The organism is Nonomuraea sp. NPDC005650, assembly GCF_040605375.1.
In the GTDB taxonomy this organism is placed as follows: domain Bacteria; phylum Actinomycetota; class Actinomycetes; order Streptosporangiales; family Streptosporangiaceae; genus Nonomuraea.
In genome coordinates this window covers 1-23475 of the sequence record NZ_JBEXCR010000017.1, presented here as the reverse complement: position 1 = coordinate 23475, position 23475 = coordinate 1, and the positions used below count along the sequence as shown (strand labels likewise).

The window sequence follows — 23475 nt, the reverse complement described above, 5'->3', positions numbered from 1 at the left end:
AAATGCATAGATCTGACCTTTTACATCAGGAATACTGATGGGTTGTGACAGTGGAAGAACTTGAGACGTTCGTGTGCATCGCGCGGCTGGGCGGGTTCACGGAGGCGTCGAGACGGCTCGACCGGTCGCAGCCTGCGATCAGCCGCCGGATCAAGGAGCTGGAGCGGTCGCTGGGCGCGGCGCTGTTCGAGCGGGCCGGCCGCCGGGTGGTGCTCACCGAGGCCGGACGCGCGCTCCTGCCGTACGCCGAGGCCGCCCTCGCCGCGATCCGCGACGGCGAGCGGGCCGTACGGGACCTGTCGCGCGAGCCCGCCGAGGCGCGGGTCCTCAGCCTGGCCATCGTCGGCACCCTGGCCGACTCGCACCTCGTCCGGGCGCTGCGCGCGTTCGAGGCGGAGTTCCCCGAGGCCGCGGTCGACCTGCGCACCGCGACCAGCCGCGAGGTCAGCGCGCTGGTGCGCGGCGGCGAGGCGTCACTGGGCCTGCGTTACTTCCCCGACGCCGACCCCAAGCTGGAGTCGATCCCGCTCGGCGTGGAGAGGCTCCTGGTCGTGGTGCCCGCCTCGCACCCGGTCACCGCCCGCAGCCTGCCCGACCTGCGGGCCCTGCGGGGGGAGCGGTGGCTCGGCTTCCCGCCCGAGCGGGGTCAGTCCGACTCCTTCGGCCACCTTCTCGAACGCCTGCTGGCCGAGTCAGGCCCGCCGGACCCCGCGATCACCAGGGTCGACAGCCTGACCGCGCAGCGCAGGCTGGTCGAGGCCGGGCTGGGCGTCGCCCTCATGCCCGTCAGCAGCGTCCGGGAGGAGCTGCGCATCGGCAGCCTGCGGGCGATCGAGGTGGACGACCTCGACGCGGGCCTGCCCGTGGTCGCCGTCCGCAGGAGGCGCGGCTACCGGAGCCGGCTGGCGGCGGCCTTCCTGGACACCCTCAAGGACCACCTGCCTGAGCTGCTCGGCTGACGCGAGTGCATGATCATCCGAGTTTCGATGGAACCGCCGGGCGGGCAAGCGCTGTCCAAGCTATGGGCGACGCCCACGCGGGCGCCTCACAGAGCGCCTGGACGGCGCCGCGGATGGCCCTTCCCGTCCGCGGACGCGTGCTGGACGTCGCCCCCGCCAAGCCCCGTCACCTCAGCTTCCCGTCGAGCACCCGCTCCAGGAACGCGTCCAGGTTGGCGGCGGCACGCGCGACCCGCTCCGCCACGGTGAGCGACTCGAACCGGGTGCCCAGCTCCGTCTGCTTCCTGTCGCGGACGTAGAGGGAGCAGGCCAGGTCCGCGCACATGTAGGCGCCGACCGTGTTGCCCTGGCGGCCCGCCGCCCCGACCCTGGGCGCGGTGAACAGCGCCACGCCGGTGCCCGAGTGCGGCGTCAGGCAGACCGAGCACAGCGTGGACTTCGTGAAGCTCCTGCGCACCTCCTGCGCCAGGCGCAGCGCCACGCCGACCGGCTCGCCGCCGCGCTCGGCCACCAGGTACGCCCGCTCGGGCGCCCCCGGATCGCGCCAGCCCAGGAAGTCGAGGTCGGACCAGGGGGACCCGGACAGGCCGCCCGGCAGGCCGAGCCGGCGGGCCTCGCCCTTGGAGCAGTTGACGAAGGACGTGCGGATGTCGTTCTCAGTGAGGGGATTCACGATCGTTTCCTTGGGGGTTGCTCGGCCAATGCCTCAGCGCGACGTCGAGCACGTCGAGGATCTTCGTCCAGGTGTCCTGGAGGTCGCGCGGATGGTTGAACCCGCTGCTCGCCTCCAGGCTGAAGAACCCCTGGTACGTGCTGCGCAGCAGGCGGATGGCGTCGGTCAGGTCCGGCTCGGGCAGCCCGTACGCGCTCAGGTGCGCGTACGTGATGGACATGATGCGCAGATGCCCCGCGGACTCGGCCACCACGGCCGGGTCCAGGGGCAGCTGGGTCGCCTGATAGCGGCCGGGACGGGTGCGCGCGAACTCGCGCCAGGCACTGGCGAACCCGGCCAGCGACTCCTTGCCCGCCCGCCCCGACGTCGCGTCCGCGAGCCGGTCGGCCAGCTCGCGCGCGGCCACGATCGCCACGCGGACCCGCAGGTCCTTGAGGTTCTTGACGTGCGAGTACAGGCTCGCGTCCGCGACCCCGAACCTGCGTGCCAGCGCGGACACGGTGATGCTGTCGAACCCGACCTCGTCGGCCAGATCCGCGGCCGCCTCGGTCACTCGATCCGCCGTCAGCCCGGCACGCGCCATGGCCACCTCCCTAACCTAAGCCACCTAGTGGTTATCCTAGGAGTCCTAGGCTAGCAGGCTCGGCCGTACGCGGACGCGGCGCTAGCCTGTCGGATCATCGATTTTGATCTTGTCTCCTGTGTCGGAGATGAAGATGACCAGCAGCTTCGCCCGTTCCGTCTGGCTGGTGTTCTCCGAGAGCACATGATGGGAGCCCGGCGGCTCGACGAAGCTCTCTCCCCGGCGGTAGGTGCGCACCGGCTGGCCGCTGAGCCGACTGCGCAGGGTGCCTTCGAGCACGTAGACGTAAAGGAAGGCATCGCCGTGCCGATGCGGCACCGCGCGTGCGCCGGGCGGGAAGTCTGCGATCGCCGAGGTGAACGTCTTGCCCTTGACGTTCGGAAGCGCTTGTTCGTACAGAATCGTCAGCGTCTCGGTCGGTGGCCGCGAGGTCGCGGCGGTAACCGGCACCTCGGCGGCGACCGGCACCGTGCCGGTCGCACGCTCCGTCGCGGGAGCGCACGCGGCCGCCGCGGCCACGAGGCCGGCGGCCAGGAGGCCACCGGCGAACCGTCCTCGGAGCATGACGACTCTCCCATCCTGCGTGGATCTTCGAGGCGGACCGGGGCGATCGCGAGACTCCCGGCTTCCGGCCCCAAGGGCTCGCCGCACCACCGGACACAGCCGAAGCGCTTACCTCGGAGCGGACTTGCTCGAGCACACTGCCCGGGCAACCCGACGCCTACCGAGGGCGAGTTCAAGCCTTGGTGATGGTGTGTTCAGACGCAGGTCGAGCCGCCCGGCGAGTTCGTGCGCGGACCGTCGGACGCGGCCCGCTATTCGCCTTCCGTGACCCGGATGATCGTCTTGCCGGGGGGCCGCTGGGCCGCCGCGAGCGCCGAGGGCGCCTCGGAGAGCGTCCGCACGGCCCCGACGATCGGGCGGAGCCGCCCGTCCCGGAGCCGCCGGGCCAGGTCCGCGAGCCGGGCGCGATCGGGCTCGACGACGAAGAAGATCGCCCGTCCGTCCCGGGGCTGCACCGTGGGCGGCGAGGCGATGGTGACGAGCGTGCCGCCGGCGCGCACCAGCGCCGCCGAGCGGTCCAGGACGTCGCCGCCGATCACGTCGAGCACCACGTCGACCTGACCGGCATCGTCCAGGGGATCGGCCTGCAGGTCCAGGAAGGCGTCCACGCCGAGACCGAGCGCCGTGTCCCTGCCGCGGGCCCGGCCGGTGCCGATCACCCGGGCTCCCGCCTCACACGCGAGCTGCACCGCGATGGAGCCGACGCTGCCCGCGGCGCCGTGGATCAGGACGGTCTGGCCGGCGGCGAGGCGGCCGTGGTCGAACAGGCCCTGCCATGCGGTCAGCCCTGAGATCGGCAGCGCGGCGGCCGCGATGTGGTCGACGTCGGCCGGCAGCGGCGCCAGGTTGCGGGCCTCCACCGCCGCATACTCGGCCAGCGTGCCGTTGCGGGCCCAGTCGGCCATCCCGAACACCCGCTGGCCGACGGTCAGACCGGTGGTCCCGTACCCCAGCTCGGCGACGACACCCGACAGCTCGTGCCCGGGCACACTCGGCGTCCGGTCGCGGCCCGCGCGGTCGGCCCATGTTCCCGGCCAGTCGAGCTCCCCGCGGGTGAACGCCGCGGCGTGCACCCGCACGATGACATCGTTCTCGGCGGCGTGCGGGTACGGCTCTTCCGTCAGGGAAAGCCCAGCCAGGCCGGCGGCACGGTCTCGGACGGTGATGGCTCGCATGGCAGATCCTTACCAGTGGTGAAGACACCGAGCAGAAAGAACGTACCCGCACCGTTTCGTTCATGCGGGACGGCTCCCTCGTGGCGTGGACCGCACGGGACCGATCACCCTGCCAGGCGCTCCAGAGGGCGCCCCGCGTCCGGACCGCCGCCGACCCACGCGCCGGCCCCGGCCGACTGCTCGCGCCGGACGATCTCGACCGTCACGAACTGCGCCTGCCGCGGGTGCCGGGAGACGCGGGCGGAGGAGGCGCAGCACGCCGCCGCGATCTCCCCAGCGAACGCCTCGAGGTCCTCGGCGCAGATCCCGGCCCGCAGCAGCAGGAAGGCCCTTTCCCCGAACTCCTGCGGCGATATCCAGAGCACCAGCGGAATCCTGCCCTTGCGCGTGTGCATCGGCGTCTCCAGGAAGACCCGCTGCAGCCGGTGCCGGGAGAACAGGCACCAGAAGTGACGGCGCAGCCAGGCGCGGCCGGCGGGGACGGTCGCGGGCACGCTGACGCTCCCGGCCAGCGCGAACGCCGCCCACCAATGCCCCTGCCCCGCGGCGGCGGCCGTCACGGTGATCGCGGCCCCCGCCAGGACCAGCAGCGCGATCTCCGTACGCCACCGCCACAGCACGACGACCGGCCGCGCGGCCGGGAACGGCGTCCCGGCCCGCGCGTACGGATTGTGCCGCTCGTTACGAGAAGACATGGCCCCCGACCTCCTCGGCCCGGTACGCCGCCGTCCGGGCGGCCTTGAGCGCGTCGAAGCGCGGGTCGCGGTAGCGCCGGGCGCCGAAACCCGCCTTGGTGACCGTCCATCCCCGGCGGACGGCCCACTCGTCCTCCTCCACGCAGAGCGCGAAGTCGGCTCGGGCGAGCAGCTCGGCGGCCCAGGACCGGATTCGCGAAATCCGCTCGGCGAGGTGAATCATCGTCCCCCCTCAGCTCAAAGTCCCCCGAATCGCTGTCGTCTGGCCAGTTTCCCGCCGGAGCATCAGATGTCCGATAAGGCTGCCTTCCGAGTCATGGTTCGGTTTTCCTCACCGGAGGGTGCGAACCGATCAAGGTGTGTTGAGCGGGCGCGCACGGGAGGACTACCGTTTGCTGGTGATGCAGTTGCGGATAGTGATCGCCGAGGACAGCCTGCTCGTGCGCGCCGGCATCCAGGCGCTCGTCGCCACCGAGCCGGGCGTCGAGGTCGCCGCGGTCTGCTCCGGCTACGACGCGTTGATGGCCGGCGTCGAGCGGGAGAAACCCGACGTGGTGGTCACCGACATCCGCATGCCGCCGACCCTGACGGACGAGGGCATCCGGGCGGCCACGGCGCTGCGCCGGACCCATCCGGAGGTGGCCGTCCTCGTGCTGTCGCAGTTCCTGGACCCCGGCTACCTGCTGGCGCTGATCGAGGGGGGCAGCAGCAGGCGCGGATACCTGCTCAAGGAGCGCGTGGCCGCCCCGGGCGAGCTGATCTCGGCGGTGCGGACGGTGGCCTCCGGCGGGTCGTTCATCGATCCCGTGGTCGTCGACTCGCTCGTCTCGGCCAAGGCCCGCAACGAAGGCGACGCGCTGCGGCGGCTGACGCCCAGGGAGAGCGAGACCCTGGCCGAGGTCGCCGCCGGCCGGTCCAACCTCGCCATCGCGGCCGGCTTCGGGGTCTCCGAGCGCGCGGTGGAGAAGTACATCAACTCCATCTTCATGAAGCTCGGCCTGCACGGCGACCGCGACACCAACCGCCGGGTCAAGGCCGTCCTGATGTTCCTGGACTCCGATTCGTCATCAGGACAGTGATGCTGGCACCACCGACAGGACGGCGCGCGGGTGCGACGATCGGGCTTGTGGAGCAGCACCGCGTGAGCGTTCTGGTGGTGGACGACCTGCCGTCGTTCCGCCGGGCCGTGGCCGCTGTGATCGCCGTGGCCGACGGCTTCGAACTGGCGGGGGAGGCGGCCAGCGGCGAGGAGGCGCTCGGCTTCATCGAGGAGCGGGCGGTCGCCATGGTGCTGATGGACGTGAACATGCCGGGCATCGGAGGGCTGGAGGCCGCGCGGCGGATCAGGCGCTCCCACCCCGGGACGGTGGTCGTCCTGCTGTCGGTGGACGACACCGAGGAACTGCCCCGGGACGCGAAGGGGATCGGGGCCCACTACCGGCACAAGGACCGCTTCGGCCCCGACGAATTGGAGGCACTGTGGAGCGACGGGGGGCCCGCGGCGTCTTAGCGGGCCTGTGGGGGACAGAGACCATCGAGATGGGCGCGCCCGAGTGGGAGCGGTTGCGCACCTACATCCTGGCCGACCTCGCCGGCGTCGCCGTGGCCACCGGCTGGCTCCTCGCGCTGCGCGCCGGGGCCGTGCGGAACGACTGGCTGATCGCCATCGTCGCGCTGCTCCTCGTGATGGCCGCGTTCCTGCTGCGCGCCATCCACCTCATCCACCGCTACCGGCGCTTCGCCGCGGTCGTCGTCTTCGCGGTCTCCAACTGGGTCGTGGCGGTCGCCGTCACCGCGATGGTGCCCTTCGCGCTGGCCACCCTGACGCTGGCCGTGCTGCTGCCGGTGCTGGTGGCCGTGCAGCACATGAACCACGCGCGGCTGTCGGCGATGCTCGGCGCGACCATGCTGGCCGGGACGGTCCTGGTGGCGGCCGGCAGCCTGCTCGGCGGGGTCGGCCTCGAGCAGGCGGCGCCTCCGGCGGTCACGCACGCGCTGGCCATCGTGTTCGTCCCGTTCATCACCATCCTGGTGTCGCTGGCGGCCTGGCAGAACCACGCCATGCTGGTCGCCAGGGCCGAGGCGCTGCGGGAGTCGCGCGCCCGGCTGGTGGCCACGGCCGACCGCGAGCGCTGCCAGATCGAGCGCAGCCTGCGCGACGGTGCCCAGCGGCGCCTGGACGCCGCGGCCGCGCAGTCGCGGGTCGCGCGGCGGCTGCTGCCCACCGACCCCGGCCAGGTGGGGCCGCTGCTGGGGCGGCTCTCCGACGCCCTGCAGGAGGCCAGCGCCGAGCTGCGGAACCTGGCGCACGGGATCTACCCGCCCCAGCTCGCCCAGTACGGGCTGGAGACGGCCCTGCGCGCCGCCGCGCAGCACAGCCCGCTCCCGACCACCGTCCGCGCCTCCGGGCTGGGCCGCTACCCGCCCGAGATCGAGATCAACATCTACTTCTGCCTGCTGGAGGCCCTGCAGAACGCGATCAAACACGCGGGCGACCGGGCCAGGGTCACCATCTCCCTGCTCGACCGCAACGGCCTGTCCTTCGACTTCCACGACACCGGCCCCGGCTCCACGTCCGACCTGCTCCACACGGGCGAGGACGTGACGACCATGAACGACCGCCTCGGCGCCATCGGTGGCACCCTCACCATCGACACCCCGCCGGGCGGCGGGCTGCACCTGCACGGCCACCTGCCCCGGGCCGCGCTGGAGAGCGCCGGGGTCCGGCGTTCGCTGCGGGAGCCCGGCACCGCCGTCCGCACCTTCCTGCAGCGCGTCTGGGACGTGATCGCCCGGCTGTACGTCGGCCTCCAGCGCCGCACCGACCCGCATCCGCACCGGTACATCACCACCGGTCTGTGGGCGATCCTGGGGGTCGCGCTGGTCGCCGGGACGGGCGCGGTCGCGGACTTCGCCGGCTCGCGCGCCACCTGGCTGCTGGTCCTGGCGGGCGGCTGCCTCGCCGTGGCGCTGATCATCGTGGGGGCCCTGCGCGTCGTCAGGCGCGGCCGCCTCGAACGCGCGATCGGCATCTCCGCGGCCGTCACCTGGTGTTACGCGCTCGCGCTGACCGCGATGCTCCCGGCCGCCCTCCCGTACGCCACGCTCATGACGGTGTCGCCCGTGCTGCTGTCGGTCGCGTACCTGTCCCGGCGGCGTTTCAAGGCCGTCATGGCCTGCACCATCGGCACCGCCGGGGCCGTCACGCTCGCGGCGCGCTTCTCGCCCGGCGTCGGCCTCGAGGGTCTGGCCGTGGACGTCCTGGTCATCGTCCTGGTCGTGCTCGGCCTGACGAGGGCTTCGTTCCTCGCCTGGCAGAACCACGTGATGCTGGTCGCCAGGGCCGAGGCGTTGCAGGAGTCGCGGGCGCGGCTGGTGGCGGCGGCCGACCGCGAGCGCCGCCAGATCGAGCGCGACCTGCACGACGGCGCCCAGCAGCGGCTGGTGGCGGCGGCGGTCCAGTCGCGGGTGGCGCAGCGGCTGCTGGCCACGGACCCCGAGCAGGTAGAACCGCTGCTGGCGCAGCTCTGCGGCGACCTGCGGGAGGCGGAGTCCGAGCTGCGCGACCTGGCGCACGGGATCTACCCGCGGCAGCTGGCCGAGCACGGGCTGGAGACGGCCCTGCGCGCCGCCGCGCGGCACAGCCCGCTGCCCGCCGCCGTCCGCGCCTCCGGGCTGGGCCGCTACCCGCCCGAGATCGAGATCAACGTCTACTTCTGCCTGCTGGAGGCGCTGCAGAACGCCAACAAGCACGCGGGGGAGGGGGCCGGCATCACGATCGCGCTGCGCGGCGGCGACGGGCTCTCCTTCGACTTCCGCGACACCGGGCGCGGGAGCCGCCCCGACCTGGTCCGCAGCGGGTACGGCATCACCAACATGTACGACCGCCTGGGCGCGATCGGCGGCACGCTCACCATCGACACCTGCCCCGGCGCCGGCCTCCGCCTGCACGGCCACATCCCGGACGTCCCCCGCGTCGACGGGTAGCCCCCTCCGGGCGCGGGGAGGGCTCTGATACTCTCTCGGAGAGATCGTCCTCAGGAGGTGAGACCCATCAACGCTGTGGCAGGCCGGGTGCTCCCTCCCCATGATCAGGATTAGGTGACCGCGGGAGCGCCCATCGGCATCCCGAAAGGCTCTCATGTCGGTTTTTTCGTCATCTGTCCCCTCGGCCGTCTCCCCCTCCGCCATCGTCGCCAGGCTGCGCGCCGCCGGCTGCGTCTTCGCCGAGGACGAGGCCGAGCTGCTCGTCTCCACCGCCCGCACCCCCGCCGAGCTCGCCGCGATGGTCGAGCGCCGCGCCGCCGGCGAACCCCTCCAGCACGTCCTCGGCTGGGCCGAGTTCTGCGGCCTGCGGGTGGTCGTGGAGCCGGGGGTGTTCGTGCCCAGGCCGCGCACCGAGTTCCTCATCGGCCAGGCCGCCGCGCTGGCCCCCGGGCTCCCCGGGCCGCCGGTCATCCTCGACCTGTGCTGCGGCAGCGGCGCGGCCGGGGCGGCGCTGGCGGCAGGGCTGGAACCAGGGCTGGAGGGCGTCGAGCTGCACGCCGTCGACGTCGATCCCGCCGCCGTGCGCTGCGCCCGCCGCAATCTCGCCGCCCTGCCCCTCCGCCCCGGCGGCACGCTCACGAGCCGGGTCTACCAGGGCGACCTGTACGATCCGCTGCCCGCCTCGCTGCTGGGCCGGGTGGACCTCGCGATCGCGAGCCCCCCGTACGTGCCCTCGGGCTCCATCGTCCTGCTGCCGTCCGAGGCCCGGCTGCACGAGCCGCTCATGGCGCTCGACGGCGGCGGCGACGGGCTCGACGTCGTGCGGCGGGTGATCGCCGGCGCGCCGCGCTGGCTCGCCCCCGGCGGCCACCTCCTGGTCGAGACCAGCAAGGGGCAGGCCGGCGCGACCGCCGAGGCCGTCGCCCGGGCGGGACTGGCCGTCCGGGTGGCGAGCTCGGACGAGCTGGACGCCACCGCGGTGATCGGGACCCGCCCTTAGCGATGTTAAGGTGTCCCGCGATGGCACAGAAGGGACTGGCGCGGGACACGGTCGTGCGCGCCGCGCTGGAGCTGCTCGACGAGGTGGGCCTGGACGGGCTGTCGGTGCGCCGCCTCGCCGCCCGGCTCGGCGTGCAGAACCCGGCGCTCTACTGGCACTTCCGCAACAAGCAGGAGCTGCTGAACGAGATGGCGCGCGAGCTGCTCGCCCCCGAGATGGGCGGCCCCGGCGCGGGCGAGTCCTGGCGGGAGTGGCTGGCCCGGCGGGCCCACCGATATCGGCGCATGCTGCTCAGCCATCGTGACGGGGCGCGGCTGGTCACCGGGAGCGACCCGGGCGCGAGCGTGGCGCGGGCGTTCGAGGAGGAGCTGAAGATCCTGGTCGGGCTCGGGTTCACGCCCGGCCAGGGCCTGCACGCCATCGGGTCCGTCAGCCACTACACCCTCGGCTTCGTGCTCAACGAGCAGGCGCAGCGCGAGCGCCGGGAGCGGGGCGAGACCCGGGAGCTGTCCGCGTACGCCGACTTCCCCCTCACGGTCGCGGGCGTGCGCGAGGGCGGGGCCCCCACGAGCGAGGAGGCGTTCGCGTACGGGCTGCGGCTCATCCTCGACGGCGTGGCCGCCTCCCTCGGGAGCGACTGAAACTCCTGGAATGATTTGCCCCTTTTGATGGGCGGCGTGCTGTTATTTGTCCGTGGACTTCGCCACTGATCCGCGCTTTCATTTTCTCCGTCGGTTCGGCTTTGAATTACGGGGGTCAGATGGCTCGTTCGCGGAGAATCATGCAAATCGCCGTCGCATTCACGCTGACGGTGGGCGCCGCCCCTCCCGCGTCGGCGGAGCGGCGGGACCCCGTGCGGATCACGCGCTTCCTCGGGGAGCAGAGGCTGTCGCACCTGCTGAAGTTCCAGGACACCACGGTGGGCGGGCTGTCGGGGATCGACCGCGATCCCGCCACCGGCACCTGGTACTTCATCTCCGACGACCGCTGGCGCTACAACCCCGCCCGCTTCTACACCGGGCGGCTGGATTTCGACAGCGAGACGGGGGAGTTCGTCGGCGCACGGGTGACCGGGGTCAAGACGCTGACCAGGGCCGACGGCACGCCCTACCCGGGCTACGGCCAGCCGGGCGCGGCCGACCCCGAGTCGATCAGGTTCGACCGGTGGAGCGGGCGGCTGGTCTGGGGAGACGAGGGGGACCGGCCGGACGGCCGGAATCCGGCCATTCCGATTTCCGCCGCCGGCGTGCGCACGACCGACGTTCAGGGGCGTCATATCGGAGAATTGCGGGTGCCGCCGAATTTGCGGCTGACGGACACCGAGAGCGGGCCTCGGCGTAATTTCGGCTTCGAAGGGCTGGCGGTCACGGAAAACGCGATCGTCGGCGTCACCGAGGGGCCGCGCTACGAGGACGGGCCGGTGCCCTCGGTCGAGCGCGGCGCACCCGCGCGCGTGACCGTGTGGAACCGCCGGGGCACCGCGCGCGCCCAGTACGCCTACCCGCTCGACCCGCTGCCCACCGCGCCGATCCCGCCCGACGGTGACTCCGACAGCGGCGTCTCGGAGATCCTGGCCATCGACGACAACCGCTATCTCGCGCTCGAACGCTCCTGGATCCAGGGCGTGAACTACCGGGTCAAGCTGTACGAGATCGACCTGCGCGGCGCCACGAACGTGCTGGCCAGGGACGACCTCGCGCAGGGCATGCCGTACCGGCCGGTGACCAAGCGCCTGGTCCAGGACCTCGGCGCCTTCCGTCCGCCGACGCAGAACCTCGAGAGCCTGGCCTGGGGCCCGCGCCTGGCCGACGGGACGTGCACGCTGGTGATCGGCTCGGACGACAACTTCGACCAGCGCGAGGTGACCCAGTTCCTCGCCTTCGCCGCGACGGGCTGCCCGTGAGGACGCCGGGGGCGCGCCACCGCGCCGAGCCGTATCGTGCCTGCTCAGGCGGCAGGGCTGGCCGCCACGTGGGTGGGTAGCGTGCTGGATATGGCCACCTTCGACCTGACCAGGATCCGGGCGGTCGTCTTCGACACCGACGGCGTGGTCACCGACACGGCGCGGGTGCACGCCGCCGCGTGGAAGCACGTGTTCGACGCGTTCCTGCGTGGCCGGTCCGCGCCGTTCGACGTGCGCGCGGACTACCTCGCCTACGTGGACGGGCGCTCCCGGCTGGACGGGGTGCGCACGTTCCTGGCCTCGCGCGGCATCTCGATCCCGGAGGGCGGCCCGCAGGACGAGCCGGGCGCGGAGACCGTGCACGGGCTGGGGCTGGCCAAGGACGCGCTGTTCGTGGAGGCGATCGCGCACCACGGCGTGGCCGCCTTCCCCTCCACCGTCGCGCTGCTGCACGAGCTGCGCCGGCGCGGCTGCCGCACCGGCGTCGTGTCGGCCAGCAGGCACTGCCGGGCGGTGGTGTCGTCGGCGGGGCTGCTGCACCTGTTCGACGTGCTGGTCGGCGGCGACGACGCCGCCGAGCTGGGGCTGCGCGGCAAGCCGGATCCCGCGCTGTTCCTGGAGGCCGCGCGCCGCCTGGAGCTGGCCCCCGCCGTGGTGGCGATCGTGGAGGACGCCCTGCCGGGCGTCGAGGCCGCCAGGAAGGGCGGGTTCGGCCTGGTCGTCGGGGTGGACAGGAGCGGGCTGCGGGAGCCCGGGGACGGGCCGCGGGCCGTCGCGGGCGGCGCCGCCGAGGCGATGCGGGCCGCCGGGGCGGACGTCGTGGTCGCCGACCTGGCCGACGCCGACGTCTCCGGCCGCGTGCCGGTGGGACGGCCATGAACGACTGGACGCTCGTGTACGACGGCTTCGACCCCAGCGGGGAGGGGACGCGGGAGGCGCTGTGCACGCTCGGCAACGGCAGGTTCGCCACCCGCGGCGCCACCCCGGACGGCGAGCCGCGCACGCCGGGCACGTACGTGGCGGGCTGCTACAACCGCCTCGACTCCGTCGTGGCCGGGCGCACCGTGACCAACGAGGACATGGTCAACCTGCCCGACTGGCTGCCGCTGACGTTCGCCACCCCGGGATCGGAGTGGTTCCGGCCCGAGCGGGCGGCGCTGCTGTCCTACCGGCACGAGCTGGACCTGCGGCACGGCGTGCTGGTGCGCGACCTGCGCTGGCGCGACGGCGAGGGCCGGGTCACGCGGGTACGGCAGCGCCGCCTGGTGTCGATGGCCGCGCCGTGCCTGGCCGCCCTGGAGACCACGTTCACCGCCGAGAACTGGTCGGGGCCGATGCGCGTGCGCGCCACCCTGGACGGCCGGGTGGCGAACCGGGGGGTGGCCCGCTACCGCGACCTGCGCGGCGACCACCTCACCGGGCACGCCACCGGTTCGGAGGACGAGCTGGCCTGGCTGACGGCGAGCACCCGCGGCTCGCACGTCACCGTGGCCCTGGCCGCCCGGGTCGACGTCAACGCCCTCAGTACGGGCCGCACGCCCGCCCCGGACCGGTCGCCCGGGGCGCGGCCGCGGCCCCGTCCCGGCCACGTCTTCTCCGACCACGTGCTCGACCTCGCGCAGGGCCGGCCCGCCACGCTCACCAAGATCGTGGCGCTGACGACCTCGCGCGACCCCGCCACGCACGACCCGCGCTCGGCGGCGCTCGGGCACGTGCGCCGCGCGCCCCCCTTCGACGGCCTCCTGGCCGCCCACGAGGCCGCGTGGGAAAGGCTGTGGCGGCGGGCCGGTCTCGACCTGGGCGGCCACCGGCTGGCGCAGGCCGTCCACCTGCACATCTTCCACCTGCTCCAGACGCTCTCCCCGCACACCGCCGACCTCGACGTCGGCGTGCCCGCCCGCGGCCTGCACGGGGAGGCGTACCGGGGCCACGTGTTCTGGGACGAGCTGTTCGTGCAGCCGTGGCTGAGCCTGCGCTTCCCCGAGGTCTCGCTCGGCCTGCTGCGCTACCGCTGGCGGCGGCTGCCGGAGGCCAGGGCCGCGGCCAGGGCGGCCGGGTACGAGGGCGCGATGTTCCCGTGGCAGAGCGGCAGCGACGGCCGCGAGGAGACCCCGGCCCTGCACCTCAACCCGCTCTCCGGACGCTGGCTGCCCGACCGCTCCCGCCTGCAGCGGCACGTCGGCCTGGCCATCGCCTACAACGTGTGGCAGCACTACCTGGCCACCGGCGCCATGCCGGCGTGGTGCGCGGAGCTGCTGCTCGACATCGCCAGGTTCTTCGCCTCGCTGGCGGTGGTCCACGGCGACCGGTACGAGATCCGCGGTGTCATGGGGCCCGACGAGTACCACGACGGCTACCCGGGCGCGGAAGTGCCGGGGCTGGCCAACAACGCGTACACCAACGTCATGACCGCGTGGCTGCTGATGCGCGCCCGCGACACCGCCTGCCTGGCGCCCGAGCTCGCACCCCCGGACGCGGAGCTGGCCCGCTGGGACGACATCAGCCGCCGCCTGCGGGTGGACTTCCACGACGGCGTGATCAGCCAGTTCACCGGGTACGCGGACCTGCCGGAGCTCGACTGGCGGCGCTATGGCGGCGTGCGGCGCCTGGACCGGGCGCTGGAGGCCGACGGCGACGACGTCAACCGCTACAAGGCCTCCAAGCAGGCCGACACCCTCATGCTCTGCTACCTCCTGACCGGCGACGAGCTGACCGCCATCCTGGAACGGCTCGGCTACCCGGTCGAACGCGGGCTGATCCCCCGTACCGTCTCCTACTACCTCGACCGCACCAGCCACGGCTCGACGCTCAGCGCGGTCGTGCACGCCTGGGTGCTGGCACGTTCCAACAGGGCGCGGTCCTGGAGGTTCTTCACCGAGGCCCTCTACAGCGACATCAAGGACGTGCAGGGCGGCACCACCGCGGAGGGCATCCACCTGGGCGCCATGGGCGGCACCCTCGACCTCCTGCAACGCTGCTACCTGGGCCTGGAACTGCGGCCGGACGGGCTGCGGCTGGACCCGCTGCTGCCCGGCCGGCTCGGCGTGCTGTCCATGCCGATCCGCTACCACGGGCGCCAGATCTTCATCGACGCCGATCACCACGAGGCACGCGTGAACGGCACCGCGCGCCGTACCTATACGCGAGGAGAAGCCATCATGACTGGCACCGGAGATCTCGGACGCCGCCTCATCCACTGTCGCGAACGTCTCGGCCTGAGCCGCGAACAGGTCGCCGAGCGCGCGGCCATGTCAGCCGGCTACCTGAAATACCTGGAGGAAAATCCCGATATGCCGGACACGGGTGCCCTTTACCGCCTGGCGGACGCCCTCCAGACCACGGTGCACGAGCTGCTGGGCGGCGGCGTGGACCGCCCGCCCGGGCGCGGCCCCGCCATGGCCAACCCGACGTTGGAGGTGCTGGACCAGGAGGAGTGCCTGCGCTTGATCTCGCCGGGCGGGATCGGGCGGGTGGCGTTCAGCGGCAGGCACGGGCCCACCGTGCTGCCCGTCAACTACAAGCTGCACCACGGCGTGATCGTCTTCCGCACCGCGTCCGGCGGCCCGATGGACGAGGATCTCCGCTCGGGGCTGGAGGGAGTGGACATCAAGATCGCCTTCGAGGTCGACAAGATCGACGAGGCCAACCGCGAAGGGTGGAGCGTCCTGGTGCAGGGGCCCGCCCACCACGTGACGCCGGAGGAAATGGAAGAGGTGGCCGACTCGGGCGTCACACCCTGGGCGGGCGGCGAGCGCCGCCTCTACATCCGCATCGTCCCGCAGCAGATCGCGGGCCGCCGCATCCACGGCATGTAGCACCGGGCAGACCATCGGCGGCGTTTCGCTGCTGATCAGGAGCGGCCGGCTGGGATACTTCCCTGGCCGGCGGGCACGATCATCATTGTCAGGAGGTCCCGCATGAAGCGCTTCACCGGGCGTACCCTTCCGGTGCTGGTCCTGCTCGCAGTGGCGGCCGCGGGTTGCGGGGCCGTCAGAGATCCGCGGGGCTCGGTCACCGTGACGGCCTCGCCCGAGGACACCACCCCGGCGGCCGACCCCACGAGCACACCACCCGGCACCGCCACGCCTACCCCCCGAGGGGGCCTGGTCGCCGGCCGTTACCAGCCGCTGTGGCCGTTCTCCACGCCGGGTGAGGCGACGGCGTGGCGGGAGGCGTACCGCAGGGACGGCCGCCAGGCGTGGCACCTCGACGCCGGCCGCACCGCGATCGCCTTCACCCGCGACTACCTCGGCTTCACCGAGATCGACCAGGTCGCCAAGTCCGTCCGGTCGGGCGACCACGCGCGGGTGCACGTCGCCTACAACGCGGAGGAGGGTCCGCGAGCGCTGGTGGCGGCCGTCGTGCACCTGGTCAGGTACGGCACGGGCGAGGACGCGCCGTGGGAGGTGGTGGGCACCGACGACACCTCGTTCTCGCTCACCAGACCCCGCTACGGCGCCGTCGTGCGGTCCCCGCTGACCGTAGGCGGCAAGATCACGGGCGTGGACGAGAGCGTCAGGGTCCAGGTCCGCCGGCCGGGCTCGACCACCCCGGTGGGGGAGTCGTGCTGCGTGGGCGCCGGGGGGACCGACTCGCCGTGGGCGGCCCGGGTCGCCTTCAAGGCGCCCCCGGGGCGGACGCTGACCGTCGTGGCGTCGACCGGCGGCCACGTGGCCACCGTCGAACGCTTCGCGGTGACGGGCGTGAACGTCCTCACGCCCTGACCGGAGGTGAGGATGCGTCCGGACATCGCCCCATAAGTACGCCGTCCCGGCGACGCCGCACGGAAACGCATACCCCCCGCTAGCTGCGATGTCACCGATTGATCCGTTAGCCTCGGCATCGGTAACAGGCGGGTACGCGCGCCGCCAGGACCGGGGCCGGAGACCGCAACACAGCGAGGTGCTCATGAGCCAACTGGACAACGCCCCGCCGGAGAGCGGGTCCCTGGCTGAACTCGCCAGGAAGCACGGGCTGCGCCCCGCCATCGCGCGCCCGGGACTGCCCGTCTACACGCGCCAGCTGTGGGAGCGGCGGCACTTCATCCTGACGTACGCGACCTCGCGCAACGTCTCCAAATACTCGGGCTCCGCGCTGGGCCAGATGTGGCAGGTCCTCACCCCGCTGCTGAACGCGGCCATCTACTACGTGATGTTCGGCCTCATCCTCGGCGGCAGCAAGAACATCGACAACTACCCGGCGTTCCTGCTGACCGGGATGTTCGTGTTCACGTACACGCAGCGGACCGTCACCGCGGGCGCCAAGTCGATCTCGGGGAACCTGTCGCTGATCCGCGCCCTGCACTTCCCCCGGGCGTCGCTGCCGCTGGCGTACACGATCCAGGAGTTGCAGCAGCTCACCATCTCCATGGGGGTGCTGCTGCTGATCGTGACGCTGACGGGGGAGTTCCCCACGTGGTTCTGGCTGATGGTGCCGATCGTGCTGGTGCTGCAGACGTCGTTCAACATCGGGGCGGGGCTGGTGATGGCCCGGCTGGGGTCCACGCTGCGGGACCTCAGCCAGTTGCTGCCCTTCATCATGCGCACGTGGCTGTACGCGTCCGGGGTGTTCTTCGCCATCCACGACAAGGTCGTCAACAGCGCCCGCCTGCCGGAGTGGGTGGCCACGGTGATGTACCTCAACCCGGCGGCCTCCTACATCGAGTGGATGCGCGACATCCTGATCGGCAGCCACGTCCCGCCGCGCACGGTGTGGCTGTCGTGCGTGTTCTGGGCGGTGTTCGGGCTGATCTTCGGATTCTGGTACTTCTGGCGGGCCGAGGACCGTTACGGCCGGGGATGATCGGGTGCGGCGGGCGGGTTGCACAAGGGAATGAACATCTACGATCCCGCTGAGGAGACCGCATGAGCGCACCCACCGACGACCACCCCGTACGGCAGCTCCGGCTGGTGGTGGAGGCCGAGGACTACGAGGCCGCGCTGGCCTTCTACCGCGATGTGCTGGGCCTGCCCGAGCAAGCCGCCTTCTCCGGCGGCGACGGCGCGCGGGTGGCGATCCTGGACGCCGGGCGGGCCACCCTGGAGATCGCGAACCCGGCGCAGAAGAAGATGATCGACGACGTCGAGGTGGGCCGTCAGGTGGCGCCCAGGCTCCGGGTGGCGTTCGAGGTGGACGACGCGCGGGGCACCACCGAGCGGCTGGTGGCAGCCGGTGCGACGGAGGTGGCGCCGCCCACGGTCACCCCCTGGGAGTCGCTGAACGCCCGGCTGGACGCGCCCGCGGGCCTGCACATCACGGTCTTCCAGGAGCTGCGCGACCTGGAGGAGCGCCGCACGCTCGACGGCTTCGGCACCGACGACCCGGGCCCGGCCGAGGTCTGAGGGAGCCGGCGGGGTGATCGGCGCGGACGCCTGAGCGCGTCTGCGGGGCGCCCGCACCGGCCGCGGCGGCTCCAGCACCGTCGGGCCGGACGGGGCGCCCCGCGCCCGCACCCCGTCCACCAACCGGGTTCATCCGGGTGACGCATCCCATCCCCTTCACCATAAACGCTCGGAGATCACCGCGATTCACGCGAATACCGGCCTTGAGCAGGGAGGGGCCTTGACTCGGGCCCTGACGACGCATGCGAATTCGGTATAGGACGAATCCGGGTCAGGGCTCCTGGCGCAGGTGGGCGAGCCGTTCGGTGAGGAACTCCCGCTCGGCCGCGTTGTCACTCAGCCCCAGCGCCGCCCGGTACGCCTGCGCCGCCTCCGCGTCCCGCCCCAGCCGGTGCAGCAGGTCGGCCTTGGTGGCGGGCAGGTAGCGGTAACCGGCCAGGCGGCCGTCGCGTTCGAGCGACTCCACCTCGGCCAGCGCCGCCGCCGGGCCGTCCACCATGGCCAGGGCGACCGCCCGGTTGAGCGCGACCACGGGCGAGGGCCAGACGCGGAGGAGCTCCCCGTACAGGACGAGGATCTGCGGCCAGTCCGTCTCCTCGTACGTGGCCGCCTGGGCGTGCAGGGCCGCGATGGCCGCCTGCAGCGTGAACCGCCCGGGCGGCCCCGACGTCAGCGACGCCACCAGGAGCCGGTCCGCCTCGGCGATCAGCTCGCGGTCCCAGGCCGAGCGGTCCTGCTCCGCCAGCCGGAGCAGGCGCCCGCGCCCGTCGGTACGGGTGGCGCGCCGGGCCTGGTGCACCAGCAGCAGCGCGAGCAGCCCGGCGGCCTCCCGCTCGGCGGGCAGCAGCAGGTGGAGCAGGCGCGCGAGGTCGAGCGCCCGGTCGGTGAGGTCGTCGCGGACGAGCTCCCGCCCGGAGTGCGCGGTGTGACCGGTGCTGTAGAGCAGGTGGACGACGGTCAGCACCGCGTGCACGCGGCCGGTCAGCTCCGCCCCGGACGGCACCCGGTACGGGATCCGCGCGGCGGCGATCTTCTTCTTGGCCCGGGTGAGCCGGGCGGCCATCGTCGCCTCGGCCACCAGGAACGCCCGCGCGATGTCCGCCGTCGCCACCCCGCACACCAGCCGCAGCGTGAGGGCGACGCGGGCCTCGGGGGCGAGCGCCGGATGGCAGCAGGTGAAGATCAGCCGCAGCCGGTCGTCGGGCATGGCGCCGGGCTCGGGCATCGGGGCCTCCTCCGGCTCCAGCAGCAGGGGCAGCTTCCGGTCCAGCGTCCTGGCGCGCCGCAGCACGTTGAGCGCGTTGCGGCGGGCGGCCGTGGTCAGCCACGCGCCGGGCCGGCGGGGCACGCCGTCGCGCGGCCAGGTGCGCAGCGCCTGGACGTAGGCGTCCTGCACCGCCTCCTCGGCCGCGTCCAGGTCGCGCGTGACGCGCACCGTCGCAGCGAGCACGAACGCCCACTCGCGGCGGTGCGCCTCGGCGACGGCCTCCTCGACCGCGGCACCCCGATCGGGGGCGCCGCTCAGCCCTCCTCCACGATCTCGAAGCCGACCAGCGGCCTGACCTCGACCCCGCCGTGCACGATCGGGGTGAGCCGGGCCAGCTCCAGCGCGTGGTCGAGGTCCCGCGCCTCCAGCACGAACACCCCGGCCAGCACCTCCTTCGTCTCGATGAAGGGCCCGTCGGTCACCAGGTCGCCACGGAGCGAGGTGGCCGTCTCCGGCGGCTCCAGCCCCATCCCGGCGACGATCCGCCCGCCCCGCGCGGCCACCTCGGCGGGCAGCGCCAGGTGCCCCCGCTGGACCTCCTCGGGCAGCTCCTCCGGCGGGACTCGCTCGTACAGCAGCACCGCGTACTGCGCCATCATGTTCCTCCGCTCGCTCTCACGGTCCTTCTACAGCACCGACCACCGGGGCAGAGCGGAATCGACAGGGCGGCGCGGCGAATTCCGCCCGCCTACGACTGGCGCCTGCGCCGCGCGTCGGCCAGCGACCAGGCCGCCTCCCACTCGCGGTAACGCCCCCGGTCGAGCAGCCGGCGGACGCCCGCGAACCCCGCCGCCGCGACCACCGCCGTCGCCAGCACCAGCAGCAGCGCGGTCGCCACCGCGGTGACCCGGAGGTCGACCGGGCTCGGCGGCGCGGCGACCCTCCGGCCGCCGGGATCGATCCAGATCCGGATCGGCGTGCCCGCCTTGGCCAGGGGCGGCGCCATCACCGAGCCGGAGATCTCCAGCCCGGAAGGCGTCGTCCAGCGCGCCGGGGCGGGCTCGGTCCGGGGGACCTCCCCGAACGACAGGCTCGTGACCGGCGCGCCGGCCAGCAACGTCGCCACCACCTCCCGGCGCCCGTCGTCGGCCGCCCGCAGCGCGTGCTCGTACGCCTGGCGCCCCGCCACCGCCGCGGGCCAGCCGCTGAGCAGGACGAGGAGCACCGTCACGAGCAGCGCGGCACTCTCCAGACGGTCGGAGCGCCGCCGCAGCGGGTTGCCGTCAGGCCGGTGCCGCCGCACCCACCGCATCACCGACTCGGTCACGTGCTTCATCATGCACCAGATCACCTCACCGGGCGGCGGGTCGGGCCCGGACGTGCATGCGCTCCCCCTGGGGGCCGAACAGGGCGAGGATCTCGGCCGGCTCCTGGCCGGGGTTGGAGAACGCGTGCGGCGTCCGCGTGTCGAACTCCGCCGCCTCCCCCTGTGTCAGGATCACCTCGTGCTCCCCGAGGAGCAGCCGCAGCCGCCCCGACAGCACGTACATCCACTCGTAGCCCTCGTGGACCTTCTGGTGCTCCCGGCCCGGCTCGTAGCCCGGCCAGCGCGGCGGGAGGATCTGCTTGTACGCCTGCACCCCGCCGGGCCGGCGGCTCAGCGGGATGAACGTCGCGCCGTGGCGCTTCATCGGGCGCATGTGCACGCGCGGGTCACCGGTCACCGGCGCGTCGATCAGCTCGTCGAGCTGGACCTGGTGCGCCCGCGCCAGCAGCAGGAGCAGCTCCAGGGTCGGCCGGCGCTGGCCGGACTCCAGGCGGGACAGGGTGCTGACGGAGATGCCGGTGCTCGTGGACAGCTGCGCCAGCGTCGAGCCGCGCTCCTGGCGCAGCGCCCGCAGCCGCGGCCCCACGGACTGGAGCACGTCGTCGAGGTCCATGCGACCTACTTTGCCATTTCGGCAACGGAAGTTGTCAAATCGGCGGCGGCTCGCGGACAGTGTCGGACGTCGGAATCACCGGAAGGAGAGGCGCGATGGACGCGAGGTACGACGTCGTGGTGGTCGGGGGCGGTGCCGCCGGGCTGAGCGGGGCGCTCACGCTGGGCCGGGCGCGGCGCAGGGTGCTGGTGGTCGACGCCGGGCGGCCGCGCAACGCTCCCGCCGAGGGCGTGCACACCTACCTGGGGCGCGAGGGCGTCTCGCCGCTGGAGTTGCTAGCCGCCGGCCGCGAGGAGGTGATCGGGTACGGCGGGGAGATCGTGACGGGCACCGTCGCCACCGCCGAGCGGCTCGACGGCGGGGGCTTCCGCCTCGTGCTGGCGGACGGGCGCTCGGTCGAGGCGGACCGCCTGCTGGTCGCCACCGGCCTGACCGACGAGCTGCCGGACGTGCCGGGCCTGGCCGAGCGGTGGGGCAAGGACGTGCTGCACTGCCCGTACTGCCACGGCTGGGAGGTGCGCGACCAGAAGATCGGGATCCTGGGCACGGGGCCGCTCTCGGTTCACCAGGCGCTGCTGTGGCGGCAGTGGAGCGCCGAGGTGACCCTCTTCCCGCACACCGCGCCCGAGCTCCGCTACGAAGAGCGGGGGCAGCTCGCCGCCAGGGGCGTCACCGTGGTCGAGGGCAAGGTGGCGGGCCTGGAGGTGACGGACGGCAGGCTGTCCGGGGTGCGGCTCGCCGACGGGCGCGTGGTCGCCTGCCAGGCCGTCGCGACCGCCGGACTGCTAACCGCCCAGGTGGGCCCGCTCGCCGCGCTGGGGCTGGAGGCGGAGGAGATGGAGATGTCCGGGCACGTGATCGGCACCCGCGTGCCCGCCGACCCGGCCGGCGCCACGAGCGTGCCCGGGGTGTGGGTGGCCGGTAACGTGACCACCCTGAACGAGCAGGTCATCGGCGCCGCGGCGGCGGGCGTGCGGGCGGCGGCGGCGATCAACGCCGACCTGGTCGCCGAGGAGACCCGCCGCGCCGTCGCCGCCATGGACGCCCACGGGACCCCCGAGGAGTACTGGGACGCCCGCTACACCGCGAGCGGGCAGATCTGGAGCGGGAACCCCAACGCGATGCTGGTCCGCGAGGCGGCGGACCTGGAGCCCGGCACCGCGCTGGACCTGGGGTCCGGTGAGGGGGGCGACGCGATCTGGCTCGCCGGCAGGGGCTGGCGGGTCACCGCGGCCGACGTCTCCGGCGTGGCGCTCGAACGCGCCGCCGGGCACGCCGCCGCGGCGGGCGTCGCCGACCGCATCGACTGGCAGCGGCACGACCTGGGCGCGTCCTTCCCCGACGGCGTCTTCGACCTGGTCTCGGCCTGCTTCCTGCACTCGTTCGTGAACCTGCCGCGCGAGGAGATCCTGCGCGCCGCCGCGTCGGCCGTCGCCCCCGGCGGGGTGCTGCTGGTCGTCGGGCACGCGGGATGGCCGTCCGAGGCGCACGACCCGCACCCCGACGTGCACTTCCCCACGCCGCAGGAGGTTCTGGACGCGCTCGAACTGCCGGACGGGCAGTGGGAGGTGCTGCGCTGCGAGGAGTACGAGCGCGCCGACCACGTTCCGGTCGCCCGGTCCGGCACCGGCCGGGACAACGTGCTCAAGGTCCGGCGGCTGCCCGGCTGACCCGGTCCCTAGCGGGGGGTCTCGCTGCGGTAGGAGTGGCCGAGCTCGGGGCCGAGGCCGAAGTAGTGGCGGAAGTTGTAGACGAGCGGGCTCCACGCGGCCGGGTCCACGTGGTGGGTGCCGGGCACGACGATGCGCGGGTCGGCGTGCACCCTGCTCACCACGGCCTCCACGATGACGAACGACCCCGAGACGTCGTGGCCCACCCGCTCCGCCCGCGCCTCGAACTGGAGGGGGCACTCGGCCACCCGCGGCGGCCGTACGGTCTCGGAGGGCTCGGGCCGCAGCCCGGCCGCGGCGAACTTGCCGGGCTCGTAGCGGCAGCGCGCCTGCTTGCCCGCCGGCACCGGGTGCCGCCCGGTGAGGGGCGCCAGCCGTTCGACCGCCTCCCACTGGTGGGGGGCGGGCAGGCTGATGACCAGCTCCGGGCGGCTCATGAGGTTGCGCGCGGTCTGCCCCTCGGCGCCCAGCCCGAGCACGATCACCTGGCCCAGGGCCCAGGCGGAGGACATCGGGGCGAGGTTGACCGTCCCGTCCGGGTTCTCCGTGGACAGCAGGACGACCGGCGTCCCGAAGTACAGGATGCTCGGCTCGATGGTCACATGGGCGGCGGAGGTCGCGGTGTTCATGTGGGCGAGCCTAGGAACGGGACGTTCAACTCCGGACCGAAACGTCGTAGCGAATCTGACCCGTAAATCCCGCCTCAGCTGGGCAGGCGGCAGCGAACCCCAGCTGGTGTTCGGCGGGGGTTTGGTGGGCGAGGAAGGTCAGCTTGGGT

At 73.2% G+C, this 23475-nt stretch carries 24 protein-coding genes; 13 read left to right on the top strand and 11 right to left on the bottom strand.

The genetic code is table 11. From position 1 onward, the window contains the following. Window positions 1–44 precede the first annotated feature (44 nt). On the top strand, window positions 45–959 hold the full coding sequence (locus tag ABZS69_RS28300) for a LysR family transcriptional regulator (RefSeq protein ID WP_355377838.1): 915 nt from the start codon (window positions 45–47) through the stop codon (window positions 957–959). A gap of 166 nt (window positions 960–1125) precedes the next feature. Here ABZS69_RS28300 and ABZS69_RS28295 read toward each other — a convergent pair whose 3' ends face one another. The 6 genes from ABZS69_RS28295 to ABZS69_RS28270 all read right to left on the bottom strand — a co-directional run bounded on the left by ABZS69_RS28295 (window position 1126) and on the right by ABZS69_RS28270 (window position 4872). Continuing rightward, entirely contained in the window at window positions 1126–1632 is a 507-nt protein-coding gene (locus ABZS69_RS28295) for an FBP domain-containing protein (protein ID WP_355377836.1), read from the bottom strand. Next, complete coding sequence (locus ABZS69_RS28290; RefSeq protein WP_355377835.1) at window positions 1616–2215, bottom strand: WHG domain-containing protein; 600 nt, start codon at window positions 2213–2215, stop codon at window positions 1616–1618. Before ABZS69_RS28290 ends, ABZS69_RS28295 begins: the two co-directional genes overlap by 17 nt. A gap of 81 nt (window positions 2216–2296) precedes the next feature. Next, a complete protein-coding gene (locus ABZS69_RS28285; RefSeq protein ID WP_355377833.1) occupies window positions 2297–2779 on the bottom strand; it encodes a cupin domain-containing protein in 483 nt (160 codons plus the stop codon). Window positions 2780–3030: 251 nt separating this feature from the next. After that, window positions 3031–3954 (bottom strand): NADP-dependent oxidoreductase, encoded by a 924-nt coding sequence (locus tag ABZS69_RS28280; protein WP_355377831.1) that lies wholly within the window; start codon window positions 3952–3954, stop codon window positions 3031–3033. A 104-nt stretch (window positions 3955–4058) separates the two neighbouring features. Next, window positions 4059–4649, bottom strand: coding sequence for a hypothetical protein (locus tag ABZS69_RS28275; RefSeq protein WP_355377830.1), 591 nt, complete (start codon window positions 4647–4649; stop codon window positions 4059–4061). Continuing rightward, window positions 4636–4872, bottom strand: coding sequence for a hypothetical protein (locus ABZS69_RS28270; protein WP_355377829.1), 237 nt, complete (start codon window positions 4870–4872; stop codon window positions 4636–4638). Before ABZS69_RS28270 ends, ABZS69_RS28275 begins: the two co-directional genes overlap by 14 nt. Before the next feature lie 184 nt (window positions 4873–5056). On the opposite strand from ABZS69_RS28270, the gene ABZS69_RS28265 reads away from it, so the two are divergent. From ABZS69_RS28265 to ABZS69_RS28215, 11 genes are all read left to right on the top strand, one after another. Next, window positions 5057–5728, top strand: coding sequence for a response regulator transcription factor (locus ABZS69_RS28265; protein ID WP_355378210.1), 672 nt, complete (start codon window positions 5057–5059; stop codon window positions 5726–5728). Between the two features lie 62 nt (window positions 5729–5790). Continuing rightward, window positions 5791–6159: a response regulator transcription factor gene (locus ABZS69_RS28260; RefSeq protein ID WP_355377827.1), complete on the top strand. Its 369-nt coding sequence runs from the start codon at window positions 5791–5793 to the stop codon at window positions 6157–6159. After that, complete coding sequence (locus ABZS69_RS28255) at window positions 6129–8636, top strand: histidine kinase (RefSeq protein WP_355377825.1); 2508 nt, start codon at window positions 6129–6131, stop codon at window positions 8634–8636. Before ABZS69_RS28260 ends, ABZS69_RS28255 begins: the two co-directional genes overlap by 31 nt. A 154-nt stretch (window positions 8637–8790) precedes the next feature. Continuing rightward, complete coding sequence (locus ABZS69_RS28250; RefSeq protein ID WP_355377824.1) at window positions 8791–9636, top strand: putative protein N(5)-glutamine methyltransferase; 846 nt, start codon at window positions 8791–8793, stop codon at window positions 9634–9636. 20 nt (window positions 9637–9656) lie between these two features. Next, on the top strand, window positions 9657–10277 hold the full coding sequence (locus ABZS69_RS28245; RefSeq protein WP_355377822.1) for a TetR/AcrR family transcriptional regulator C-terminal domain-containing protein: 621 nt from the start codon (window positions 9657–9659) through the stop codon (window positions 10275–10277). Window positions 10278–10417: 140 nt separating this feature from the next. Next, window positions 10418–11539, top strand: a complete 1122-nt coding sequence (locus tag ABZS69_RS28240; protein WP_355377820.1) for an esterase-like activity of phytase family protein — start codon at window positions 10418–10420, stop codon at window positions 11537–11539. Window positions 11540–11629: 90 nt separating this feature from the next. Beyond that, a complete protein-coding gene (locus ABZS69_RS28235) occupies window positions 11630–12418 on the top strand; it encodes an HAD-IA family hydrolase (protein ID WP_355377819.1) in 789 nt (262 codons plus the stop codon). Next, on the top strand, window positions 12415–15354 hold the full coding sequence (locus ABZS69_RS28230) for a pyridoxamine 5'-phosphate oxidase family protein (RefSeq protein WP_355377818.1): 2940 nt from the start codon (window positions 12415–12417) through the stop codon (window positions 15352–15354). The genes ABZS69_RS28235 and ABZS69_RS28230 overlap by 4 nt, the downstream gene beginning before the upstream one ends. A 102-nt stretch (window positions 15355–15456) precedes the next feature. Then, window positions 15457–16263, top strand: a complete 807-nt coding sequence (locus ABZS69_RS28225; RefSeq protein WP_355377816.1) for a hypothetical protein — start codon at window positions 15457–15459, stop codon at window positions 16261–16263. Between the two features lie 184 nt (window positions 16264–16447). Continuing rightward, entirely contained in the window at window positions 16448–17341 is an 894-nt protein-coding gene (locus tag ABZS69_RS28220) for an ABC transporter permease (protein ID WP_355377814.1), read from the top strand. A 62-nt stretch (window positions 17342–17403) separates the two neighbouring features. Next, complete coding sequence (locus tag ABZS69_RS28215; protein ID WP_355377813.1) at window positions 17404–17880, top strand: VOC family protein; 477 nt, start codon at window positions 17404–17406, stop codon at window positions 17878–17880. A 271-nt stretch (window positions 17881–18151) separates the two neighbouring features. Here the strand turns inward: ABZS69_RS28215 and ABZS69_RS28210 are convergent, their stop codons facing one another. From ABZS69_RS28210 to ABZS69_RS28195, 4 genes are all read right to left on the bottom strand, one after another. After that, a complete protein-coding gene (locus tag ABZS69_RS28210) occupies window positions 18152–19330 on the bottom strand; it encodes a DUF6596 domain-containing protein (RefSeq protein WP_355377812.1) in 1179 nt (392 codons plus the stop codon). Between the two features lie 71 nt (window positions 19331–19401). Next, on the bottom strand, window positions 19402–19746 hold the full coding sequence (locus tag ABZS69_RS28205; RefSeq protein ID WP_355377810.1) for a YciI family protein: 345 nt from the start codon (window positions 19744–19746) through the stop codon (window positions 19402–19404). An 89-nt stretch (window positions 19747–19835) separates the two neighbouring features. After that, window positions 19836–20426, bottom strand: coding sequence for a hypothetical protein (locus tag ABZS69_RS28200; protein ID WP_355377809.1), 591 nt, complete (start codon window positions 20424–20426; stop codon window positions 19836–19838). 13 nt (window positions 20427–20439) lie between these two features. Further along, window positions 20440–21027 (bottom strand): XRE family transcriptional regulator, encoded by a 588-nt coding sequence (locus ABZS69_RS28195; protein WP_355377807.1) that lies wholly within the window; start codon window positions 21025–21027, stop codon window positions 20440–20442. Between the two features lie 95 nt (window positions 21028–21122). Here ABZS69_RS28195 and ABZS69_RS28190 point away from each other — a divergent pair, with 95 nt between their 5' ends. Next, entirely contained in the window at window positions 21123–22697 is a 1575-nt protein-coding gene (locus tag ABZS69_RS28190) for a bifunctional NAD(P)/FAD-dependent oxidoreductase/class I SAM-dependent methyltransferase (protein ID WP_355377806.1), read from the top strand. Window positions 22698–22705: 8 nt separating this feature from the next. Here the strand turns inward: ABZS69_RS28190 and ABZS69_RS28185 are convergent, their stop codons facing one another. Beyond that, on the bottom strand, window positions 22706–23326 hold the full coding sequence (locus ABZS69_RS28185; RefSeq protein ID WP_355377804.1) for a flavin reductase family protein: 621 nt from the start codon (window positions 23324–23326) through the stop codon (window positions 22706–22708). Window positions 23327–23475 lie beyond the last annotated feature (149 nt).

Coding starts and splice junctions, on each gene's coding strand:
- ABZS69_RS28275 (WP_355377830.1), bottom strand. CDS start 4,649: ATGTCTTCTCGTAACGAGCGGCACAATCCGTACGCGCGGGCCGGGACG.
- ABZS69_RS28240 (WP_355377820.1), top strand. CDS start 10,418: ATGCAAATCGCCGTCGCATTCACGCTGACGGTGGGCGCCGCCCCTCCC.
- ABZS69_RS28245 (WP_355377822.1), top strand. CDS start 9,657: ATGGCACAGAAGGGACTGGCGCGGGACACGGTCGTGCGCGCCGCGCTG.
- ABZS69_RS28205 (WP_355377810.1), bottom strand. CDS start 19,746: ATGATGGCGCAGTACGCGGTGCTGCTGTACGAGCGAGTCCCGCCGGAG.
- ABZS69_RS28190 (WP_355377806.1), top strand. CDS start 21,123: ATGGACGCGAGGTACGACGTCGTGGTGGTCGGGGGCGGTGCCGCCGGG.
- ABZS69_RS28225 (WP_355377816.1), top strand. CDS start 15,457: ATGAAGCGCTTCACCGGGCGTACCCTTCCGGTGCTGGTCCTGCTCGCA.
- ABZS69_RS28220 (WP_355377814.1), top strand. CDS start 16,448: ATGAGCCAACTGGACAACGCCCCGCCGGAGAGCGGGTCCCTGGCTGAA.
- ABZS69_RS28185 (WP_355377804.1), bottom strand. CDS start 23,326: ATGAACACCGCGACCTCCGCCGCCCATGTGACCATCGAGCCGAGCATC.
- ABZS69_RS28235 (WP_355377819.1), top strand. CDS start 11,630: ATGGCCACCTTCGACCTGACCAGGATCCGGGCGGTCGTCTTCGACACC.
- ABZS69_RS28195 (WP_355377807.1), bottom strand. CDS start 21,027: ATGGACCTCGACGACGTGCTCCAGTCCGTGGGGCCGCGGCTGCGGGCG.
- ABZS69_RS28250 (WP_355377824.1), top strand. CDS start 8,791: ATGTCGGTTTTTTCGTCATCTGTCCCCTCGGCCGTCTCCCCCTCCGCC.
- ABZS69_RS28285 (WP_355377833.1), bottom strand. CDS start 2,779: ATGCTCCGAGGACGGTTCGCCGGTGGCCTCCTGGCCGCCGGCCTCGTG.
- ABZS69_RS28280 (WP_355377831.1), bottom strand. CDS start 3,954: ATGCGAGCCATCACCGTCCGAGACCGTGCCGCCGGCCTGGCTGGGCTT.
- ABZS69_RS28200 (WP_355377809.1), bottom strand. CDS start 20,426: ATGATGAAGCACGTGACCGAGTCGGTGATGCGGTGGGTGCGGCGGCAC.
- ABZS69_RS28270 (WP_355377829.1), bottom strand. CDS start 4,872: ATGATTCACCTCGCCGAGCGGATTTCGCGAATCCGGTCCTGGGCCGCC.
- ABZS69_RS28215 (WP_355377813.1), top strand. CDS start 17,404: ATGAGCGCACCCACCGACGACCACCCCGTACGGCAGCTCCGGCTGGTG.
- ABZS69_RS28230 (WP_355377818.1), top strand. CDS start 12,415: ATGAACGACTGGACGCTCGTGTACGACGGCTTCGACCCCAGCGGGGAG.
- ABZS69_RS28290 (WP_355377835.1), bottom strand. CDS start 2,215: ATGGCGCGTGCCGGGCTGACGGCGGATCGAGTGACCGAGGCGGCCGCG.